General features: G+C 54.9%; 1 protein-coding gene. It reads right to left on the bottom strand.

The window, feature by feature from the left end; translation table 11 throughout:
• Nucleotides 1-325 (bottom strand): hypothetical protein (locus AC3XQU_RS23075; RefSeq protein WP_489876490.1); only part of this gene is annotated, 325 nt, incomplete at its 3' end.
• Between the last annotated feature and the right edge of the window lie 83 nt (nt 326-408).

Below are 408 nucleotides of genomic sequence, written 5' to 3'. Positions count from 1 at the left end.
TGCGGTAGGCTAAAGCAGGCACCAGGATCGGTAAGCCCAGCGCAAACAGCCACGTCGGAATGGCGCCGCCAAAGAACGCTGACCCAAGCACAGTGGCGCCAAGGGCGAATAGGACCATTCCTATCTGACCACCCAGGGTAAGTCCGAAGGTGGCAGCACATACCGCGGCGAACACGCTTATCCCAACCTGGATGTCTAGATACGCAAGCAGGTTGGCACCTGCCCCGAAAATGGCAGAACCGAGTCCTATCGATACCAGAGATGCCGCCCGGAAAAGCCGCTCTCGATTTCCTAACTTTACGATTTCAATTTCAGCCTTTGACATGCAGCCCCCTTGATATGTGAGATAAAAATGTCGCCCAGCCCCAACTATGGATCCCACTCGGCAGGACAACGGACTTATTGACT

It is taken from the genome of Telluria sp. AZSoR62, from assembly GCF_058111565.1.
The sequence above is the reverse complement of the archived record's forward strand: the minus strand, read 5'-3'. Positions and strand labels throughout refer to the sequence as shown.